Annotated in this window: 6 protein-coding genes and 1 pseudogene; 2 read left to right on the top strand and 5 right to left on the bottom strand. The window is 72.2% G+C overall.

The features are described from left to right. The coding region (locus ABEA10_RS09085) for a transglycosylase domain-containing protein (protein ID WP_345460033.1) at window positions 1–598 on the bottom strand (598 nt) is incomplete at its 3' end. Continuing rightward, entirely contained in the window at window positions 595–2,250 is a 1,656-nt protein-coding gene (locus ABEA10_RS09080) for a penicillin-binding transpeptidase domain-containing protein (protein ID WP_345460030.1), read from the bottom strand. The genes ABEA10_RS09085 and ABEA10_RS09080, both read right to left, overlap by 4 nt. Before the next feature lie 241 nt (window positions 2,251–2,491). On the opposite strand from ABEA10_RS09080, the gene ABEA10_RS09075 reads away from it, so the two are divergent. After that, window positions 2,492–4,351: a M64 family metallopeptidase gene (locus ABEA10_RS09075; RefSeq protein ID WP_345460027.1), complete on the top strand. Its 1,860-nt coding sequence runs from the start codon at window positions 2,492–2,494 to the stop codon at window positions 4,349–4,351. Window positions 4,352–4,420: 69 nt separating this feature from the next. Here ABEA10_RS09075 and ABEA10_RS09070 read toward each other — a convergent pair whose 3' ends face one another. From ABEA10_RS09070 to ABEA10_RS09060, 3 genes are all read right to left on the bottom strand, one after another. Beyond that, window positions 4,421–5,401, bottom strand: a complete 981-nt coding sequence (locus tag ABEA10_RS09070; protein ID WP_345460025.1) for a MerR family transcriptional regulator — start codon at window positions 5,399–5,401, stop codon at window positions 4,421–4,423. Continuing rightward, window positions 5,402–6,154, bottom strand: a complete 753-nt coding sequence (locus ABEA10_RS09065; protein ID WP_345460022.1) for an alpha/beta fold hydrolase — start codon at window positions 6,152–6,154, stop codon at window positions 5,402–5,404. Window positions 6,155–6,505: 351 nt separating this feature from the next. Continuing rightward, window positions 6,506–6,901 (bottom strand): hypothetical protein, encoded by a 396-nt coding sequence (locus tag ABEA10_RS09060; RefSeq protein ID WP_345460019.1) that lies wholly within the window; start codon window positions 6,899–6,901, stop codon window positions 6,506–6,508. Between the two features lie 119 nt (window positions 6,902–7,020). On the opposite strand from ABEA10_RS09060, the pseudogene ABEA10_RS09055 reads away from it, so the two are divergent. Then, a pseudogene (locus ABEA10_RS09055) lies at window positions 7,021–8,216 on the top strand (hypothetical protein); the annotation flags it as partial.

The following is an 8,216-nucleotide window of genomic DNA, read 5'->3' as shown; positions in this document are numbered from 1 at the left end:
CGTACGCACCCGAACCGAAGTAGGCGATGTTGAGATAGCCCTCGAGGATCTGCTGCTTGCTCAACTGCTTCTCCACGTTGACCGCGTACCGCAGCTCCCGCAGCTTCCGCCCGAAGTCCGGCGCCTTCGCCGCCTCGGCCTCCTTCTCGTTCTTGGCGTTCTCCACCAGCAGGTTCTTCACGTACTGCTGCGTCAGCGTCGAGCCGCCCTGCTTGATGCCCCCGTCCTGCGCGTTGGTGACGAGCGCGCGGAAGGAGCCCTTGAAGTCCAGCGGGCCGTGATCGTAGAACCGGTCGTCCTCGATCGCGACGATCGCCTTCTGCATGATGGGCGCCACCTGGTCCAGCTTCACCGAGTCACGATTGTGGTAGTAGAACCGCGCGATGACCTGGCCGTCGGCCGAGTAAACCGTGCTCCGCTCCGGCGGCGGCGTCAGGCTGAAGTCCGGCATGTCCTGGAAGCTGGCTGACGCGTCCCGCGCCGCCATTCCCACACTGCCCACACCCGGCAGCGCCAGCAGGCCGACCAGCACTCCCGCGAAGGCAGCCGCGCCGAGCAGCCGCAGCAGTTTGACCAGCACCCGTACCCGCCCGCTCATCCGGCGGCCCGGAGGAACTTCGCCGCGATGGGCGCGGCGGCTTCGGAGCCGGTTCCGCCGCCCTCGACGATCACGGCGAACGCCAGATCACCGTGGTAGCCGATGAACCAGGCATGCGTGGGCGGGTCGTCGCCGGTCCCGTACTCCGCCGTGCCCGTCTTGCCCGCCGTCCCGGACGGGAAGTCGACGCCGGCGGCGGTCCCCTCGCTGACGACGGCGGGCATCAGGGAGTGCAGCGCCCGCTCCACCGCGGGCTGCAGCCGGTGCGGCGCCTCGGGCCTGTGGCCGCCGGCGTCGATGGCCTGGGACACGAGCGAAGCGTCGACCAGGCGGGGCGAGCGCCAGGCGCCGTCGGCGGCGGCCGCCGCGACGCTCGCCATGTTCAGCGGGCTGGTGAGCACCTGGCCCTGCCCGAACGAGGCGGCGGCGAAGGAGGCGTCGTCCTTGTTGTCCGGGAACGAGGCCCGTACGGCGGGGAGTCCCGCGATGATCGGCGCGTTGAAACCGAACTCGGCGGCGACCTTGCTCAGCGCCCGTTGGCCGAGCCGGTCCACGGCGAGACGCGCGAACGTGGTGTTGCACGAGTGCGCGAACGCCTCCCGGAGGGCCACCGTCCCGAAGTCCTCGTGCTGGTAGTTGCGGAACGAGCGGCCCCCGATCGCCGTGGTGGCCGGGCAGCCGACGCGGGTGCCGGCGTCCATGCCGCCCGCGACCAGCGCCGCCGCCGTGACCACCTTGAACGTCGAGCCCGGCGGGTACTGGCCCATCAGCGCCCGGTTGTAGCCGCCGGGCTTGTTCGCCACGGCGAGGATCTCCCCGGTGGAGGGGCGCAGCGCGACCAGCGAGGTGGGCTTGGCCACGTCGGCGAGGGCGTCACGGGCGGCGTTCTGGATCTTGGGGTCGATGGTGGTCCGCAGGGGCCTGCCCTCGGTGCCGCCGAACCGCTGGAGCGTCCGTACCGGTGTGCCGTCCGCGCCGACGATCTGTACGGCGAGGGCGGGCGTACCGGCGAGACGCCGCTCGTACTGCCGCTGGAGTCCGTCCACGCCGATCGTGTCGCCCGCGCGGTACGGGGCGCCGAGTTTCTTCGCGGCGGCGGCGGACGCGGGGCCGAGCGGCCCGGCGAGCTGCTGGACGGACCCGGACGGCGACCGGCTCAGGCTGCTGCCGTCCGCCGCCTGGATGTCCGCCCGGGCCGGCCACGTGCGCGCGGCGCGGAGCCGCTGCCCTTCCTTGAGGCTCGGGTACATGACCCGCGGGGACCACGCCACACGCCACTTGCCGTCGCGCTCGACGAACGTCAGTGACCCGCCGTACGTCCAGGCCCGTCCCCCCGCCAAAGTCAGTGCGGCGCGGTAGGAGCCGCCCGCCTCCCCGTTCTTGGCATCTCCGACCGAGGCCACCTCGTAGTGCTGTCGCGTGACGCCCAGGTCGTCCCGCATGCGGGCGAACCGGGTCTCGAAATCGGCGGGTGGACGGTCGGTCAGGGTGCGCATGGCGGCGAAGTCGCCGCCGCTCCAGGCCGCCAGGTAACGCTTCGCGGTCTCCCGCGGCCCGTCGTCGTCACGCAGCGACCACACCGCTCCCACCCCCACGAGTACGGCCACGGCCGCGATGGCGGCGGCGGCGACCATGCGGGATCGGCGCATCATCGGACTCCCCTCTGTCCGGAAGGCTTCGTCAGGCCGACAAGGACAGCAGCTGGCCAGCGAAAAGTCCAAGATGCATATGAATGTGACGGTAATACCTGTTCAGATATCACCGCTGGTCATGCGGCAAATGGCGGCCTCCCGCATCGCCGCTCGGCCGGATCAGTGCGTGGCGTACGGTTCCGTACCGGCCTCTCGCAGACGATGATCAACTCGTCCGATGCGCATCCGTAGGAGGCCTCTCATGCTCAGACGCATGATCGCGACGATGGCGGTCGCCGCGTCGCTCGTGGCGCCGGCCGGCGTGGCACACGCCGACGACGTCGGCAGCGCCAAGGTCGTACCGGTCCAGGTCACCGGCGATCCGGCGAAGCGGTTCAACGTCGTGATCCTCGGCGACGGCTACACCGAGGCCGACATGCCGAAGTTCCGAGAGAACGTCGACCGGGAGATCAGCACGCTCTTCGCGTTCGAACCGTGGAAGTCCTACCGCAGCTACGTCAACGTCTACCGGGTCGAGATCGTGTCGGGAGAGTCGGGCGTGAGCTGCGACCCCTCCGTGACCTCGCCCGAACGCACGACGCCGCTGAGCATGCGGTTCTGGAGCGGCTGCCGGACCGACGGCATCCAGCGCCTGCTCGTCATGGACGATGAGGCGGCCGGCAGGTACGCCGACATGGTCCCCGGCACCAGCGCCGCCAACCGGCAGATCGTCGCGCTGGCCAACAGCACGACGTACGGCGGCGCGGGCGGGACGTACGCGACGGCGTCCGGCGGCAACGCGATGTCCTCGCTGATCATGCCGCACGAGATCGGTCACTCGCTCGGCGGCCTGCAGGACGAGTACAACTACTACCAGCGGGGCGTGCCCGGCGGCGCCTACACCGGCGGCGAACCGGACTCCATCCACCACACCCTCCTCACCGAGCAGCAGATGCGCGAGCAGCACGCCAAGTGGTGGCGCTGGCTCGGCGACCGCAGCACGGCGGGTGGCGTCATCGGCCGCTACGAAGGCGGGATGTACGACACCACGGGCGTGTGGCGGCCGAGCGAGCACTCGATGATGAAGACCCTGGGATACGCCTACGACCAGGTGGAACGCGAACGGATGACGCAGGCCATCTCCGCGAAGCTCAACCTCGTGCAGGACCAGACCCCGACCGGGGCGCCCATCGGCGCCGACCGCGTCGTCTGGCTGGAGACCCTGCACCCGGTGAGCCACCCGCTGCGCATCACCTGGACCCTCGACGGCCGGACGGTCCCCGGCAGCACGGACCGGCACAACGTCGACCTGGCCCGCCGGCACCTCCGGCCGGGCACGCACACCCTGACCGCGAAGGTCCAGGATCCCACCGGCTTCGTACGCGACCCGGCGATCAGGTCCTCCGCGGCCCTCACCCAGACCCGTACCTGGACGGTGGACACCCGGATCACGACGGCGCCGGCGACCACCGCGGCGGGCTTCACCGACTCCACCCCGGCCGGTACGGACGTGGGCGCGGACGATGTGATCTACGCGGAGACGACGCACCCCACGGCGTCGGTCCCGGTCGTCCGGTGGACCGTCGACGGCAGGCCGGTGCGGACCACGGGGAACGACCGAGACCTCGAGCTGGGGCGCTTCCACCTCACCTCCGGGACGCACACCGTGACCGCACGGGCGGTCGACCCCGCCACCGGCACCCAGTCACCGCCCCTGTCCTGGAAGGTCGACGCCCAGCGCCCGGCGGTCGCCGCGCAGTTCTCCACGCCGGCCGCCACGCACGGCGGGACCAAGGTCTTCGACGACCGGTTCACCATGAAGCTGAACCCGTCCGACGACGGGTCCGGAACCACGCTGGCGGAGTTCCAGGTCGACGGGGACGGCTGGTACCGCTACTTCGGCTGGCCGACCGACTCCGGCGCGCCGTTCCTGTTCACGCCGCTGGGCACGAACATCGACGACCTGTTCTACGGCAAGCTCGGCAAGCCCGCGAGGGCCGTCGCCTGGGAGAACGTCCCGCCCGGCTACGGTCGTCACACGATCGAGTACCGCGCCATCGACGCCGCCGGAAACGTCGGCCGGACCACCAAGGTCGAGGTGGTCCTCCGTAAGACCGGCTGACGTGTCTTCCGGGCCCGCCGGGAGACGGCGGGCCCGGGGCCGCCGCCTCAGGGGCGGCGTGAACAACGGTCAACCGCCTACGGCGGGAGTGACCGGAAGCCGTCGTCGTCCGCTGCTCTCCAGGGCGGCGAGGAACCACCGCGCCGCCGGTACCGAGTCCGTACGGACCGGAGCGCCGTTGATCACCGCCAGCAGCCGCAGATAGCGCGCCACCCGGGCGTCGGCGCCGATGCGGATCCGCTCGGCGAGCCACGCCCGGAACTCTTCGTCGTCGTGGCGGCGGTGCGCCTCGGCGAACACCGCGACGAGCCGGTCGGCGATGGGGCGGGCCTCCGCCGAGGCGGGGGACAGCCCGTCGGAGAGCGCTCCGCCGGCCAGCTCCACAACCGCCTCCTCGGCCCGCTGCCAGCCGCCCGGATTCCCGCCGTCGGCGCCGGCCGCGCGGTCGGCGGCATGCCGTTCGAGCGACCGGCGCACGGCGGAGCGAAAGTCCGGGTCGCTCACGAGGTGGGCGAGCTCCACCCACGCCCCGATCCGCTCGGGATCGTCGGGCGGCTCGGGCAGCAGTGAGCGCAGGCGGGCGGCGAAGCCGGGTTCGAGCTCCAGGCCGGCCGTGGCCTCGGCGACGAGCCCGGCGACCAGCGCGCGGCGCTGCTCGCCGGTCAGGCGTGCCAGCCGCCCGGCCCGTACGAGCCCGTCCGCGTCCGTGCCCCGCGCGGCGGCGTACCGGAGCACGGCCTGGCGTACGCGCAGGTCGTGGATCTGCCTTTCCAGCGCCACGGCCTCGCGGTCGGCGACCTCGGCGACCGTGTGTTCGCTGGCCAGCACCCGTGCGACGGTGGCGAGGTCGACACCGAGCTCACGGAGGGTGCGGATCAGCTCCAGCCGGTGCAGCGCATCCCGGTCATAGAGCCGGTGGCCGCCGGCCGTCCGCGCGGCCACCGGCACCAGACCGGCGTCGGAGTAGAACCGTACGGTCGGCACGGACAGGCCGCTGAGCCGCGCCACCTGGCCGATCGCCCGCAGGTCGTCCATGCCGTCCAGTCTCACTCATTCCTCCGCCAGCACGAGACCGGCGACCGTGCCGGGAGTCTCCAGATGGACGTCATGGCCGGTCGGGACGTCGAGGAGGCGCAGCAGCGGAGTGGCCGCCGCGACCGCCCGCAGTTTCCGGGCGAAGCCGCGCCGGTACGCCCCGAACGCCTCGGCCACCTCGGGCGGCAGGAGTTCCTCCATCTCCGGTCGCGCGGAGGAGACGACGACCAGCGGGCACCGCGTCGCGGCGTACGTCGCGAACAGGTCCAGCGCGTCGAACTCTTCGATCAGGCGGGTCAGCGCGGGATCCCCGGCCTGCTCCAGCGACATGTCCAGGAACCCGCGCATGGTACGCCGGGCGGCCTCGGCGCCGACGCCCTCGAACGGGCCGGTCGGGTTGGTGTGCCCGTCCAGGTTGACCGCGAGCGGGCACTCCGGGTGACGTGCCGCCCAGACGGCCGCCACGAGACCGCCGAGCGAGTGACCCACGACCGCCGGCGCCTCCAGTCCGCGATGAGCGATGACCGCGGCGAGGTCGCCGACCGCGCCCGGCCAGGACCAGAGCGCCGCCCCTGACCGCCCGTGCCCGCGCAAATCGGCGGTGACGACCCGGCGCCCGGCCGCGACCAGCGGCGGGACCACCGCGCGCCAGTCGTCCATGGTCCGCCCGCCGCCGTGCAGGAGCACGACCGCGCGCCCGTCCCCGCCGTGGTCGCGCACCGCGATGTCCACGCCGTCCGACGGCACGACATGCTCGGAAACCGTCACCACCGCTCCTCTCGCCGTTCCGGTGCGGACGACTATGAGGCCTCCAGCGGCTTGAGCTTCAAGCCCGGACGCCGACCGGCGGTCACCGGGCGATCGAGATCTGCGGCGTCGTCGGTCGAGGAAAAGGTCGCGGTCCGCGGACGGCGTACCAGTCGGAGCATAAGCGACATTTCTTGAGGAGTCGTTGGATTTTCGGGCGCAAACGGTGCGATGACGCGCTGCCGTTGTCGGCCGGACAAGTGGCGTCGAAGATGGGCCATTTGCCCGACCGGCTATCGCCTTGCATTGACACTCCGTAACCGGGTCGACGCCCAGGGTGATGTCTTTAGCAGTGCGAACAATCGGGGTGTCCTAAACGAGCGCCGGTGACGTTACGTGAGACGAGGCCGGGGATGGCTGGGGTGTATGTGCGACTATGCCACCCCATTCGTCCGGCTCTGTCGCCTGTGCGTTGTCACGCAGGGTGACAGATAAAGTGTGCGCGAAGAAGCGGTGCGCGATTGACTTTCCGAAGCCGGGTAATGGCTGCTGGATTTCCTTGGTCATTTTTGCGGGAGGAATGCGGGTGAGAGCGAGCCGGAGCTTCACAACAGAAAACCGCGAGGCCGTCCGCACCGTACCGTCAGGGTCGGCGATGGTGTGGCCGGTCGCGCACCCGATGTGAATTGTCCCGATTCGGTCTCGCGAATCAGGCGCGATGCAGGAGTGTGATGAAATGGCAATGATGACCATTTCGCTGCGGTTCATGGGTGATCGTGGCGACGACCCGCTACTGTCCGGACCTACCGCACGTCACGCCTCGTCGGCCTGGGCGCACGACGCGACCGGGAGCGGCGGCGGGCCGGACCCGGCCCCCGGCGGCGGTCGTGGGTGACCAGGCGCCGCGGTCCCGGCGCTCCGGAGACTCCGGGTGCGACCGGGGCCGGGCGGGCCGGCGCGGCCCGCGGCGCTACCGCGTCATCCTCTTCGTCGTCGGTGGCCTCCTCGGGCCCGGCTACTGGGTGTACGGCTCGGTGTGGGGCGGCCGGCTGTTCGGGACGTCCCCGGCGGAGGGCCGCTTCACGGAGTTCGTCCTCGCGATGATCGTCGTGGTGGTGGCGTCCTGGGGGCTGCTGCTGATCCTCGGCGAGGCGCTGCTCTTCGCGCTCGCCGTGGTGCGGGCCGACGACCGGGAGCGCTACGACATCTACCGCAACCTCATGATCCTCTGGGGGTACGTCCTGACACTCGGGATTCCCCGGCACTTCCGCAAGCTGCCGGCGCAGTTCGGCACCCTGCCCGACGACGCGCGGACCAGAGCGCGCGGAAGGACGCCAGAGCGCGGCGGCGAAGGCACCCGCCGCGACGGCACCCACCGGCACGGCCCTCAGCACGACGGCACCCGCCGCGACGGGACTCACCGCGACGGCGGCCATCGGGACGACGCTCAGCACGGCGGGACCCGCCGCGACGGGACCCACCGCGATGGCGCTCACCGTGATGGCGGCCATCGGGACGACGCTCAGTACGGCGGGACCCGCCGCGACGGCGCTCACCGGGACGGGGCACACCGGGACGGTGGGCATCGCGACGGTGGCCGGCCGGGCCGGGGCGCGGACGTACGCGACGACCCGGCAGAACGTGAGGAGGAGGAGGGGCGGGAGATGACTCCTCGCCGGCGGGCGCGCGGTGGAGCGGCGTCGCCGCGACCGCGTACGGGCGGTGGAGCGGAGGACCGGGCCCGTACGGGCGCGCCGGACCGCTCGGCGGAGGCGGCTCCTCGGGAGCGGTCCGCCTCGCTCGGCGCGGTCGCGCGGGAGCGCTCCGCGCCGCTGGGGCCGATCTTCCCGCCGCGACCGGCGGCCGAGGCCGAAACGGCACCCGGCCCGGTGGCCGCGGGCGCGCCCGTTCCGGTCGCCGCCGGGCCGGCGGCGGAGGCACGGCCGGAGAGTGAGTTGCGTGACGCGCTCGACCTCCTCATGCGGTACGCCGCGCGCTTCGGCGCCGCTGACGCCGACCTGCCGCGGCCGGCGCCGCACAGCTCCGGTCCGCCGCGGCCGGCGTCGCCCGGCTCCGGTCCGCC

Origin of the sequence: Actinoallomurus oryzae (assembly GCF_039541955.1) — a bacterium.
GTDB lineage: Bacteria > Actinomycetota > Actinomycetes > Streptosporangiales > Streptosporangiaceae > Actinoallomurus > Actinoallomurus oryzae.
Note: the sequence above shows the minus strand (reverse complement) of the source record. Positions and strands in the feature narration are given on the sequence as shown.

Excerpts from the sequence above, each read along its gene's own strand:
- ABEA10_RS09080 (WP_345460030.1), bottom strand. The coding sequence starts at position 2,250 with ATGATGCGCCGATCCCGCATGGTCGCCGCCGCCGCCATCGCGGCCGTG.
- ABEA10_RS09075 (WP_345460027.1), top strand. The coding sequence starts at position 2,492 with ATGCTCAGACGCATGATCGCGACGATGGCGGTCGCCGCGTCGCTCGTG.
- ABEA10_RS09060 (WP_345460019.1), bottom strand. The coding sequence starts at position 6,901 with ATGAACCGCAGCGAAATGGTCATCATTGCCATTTCATCACACTCCTGC.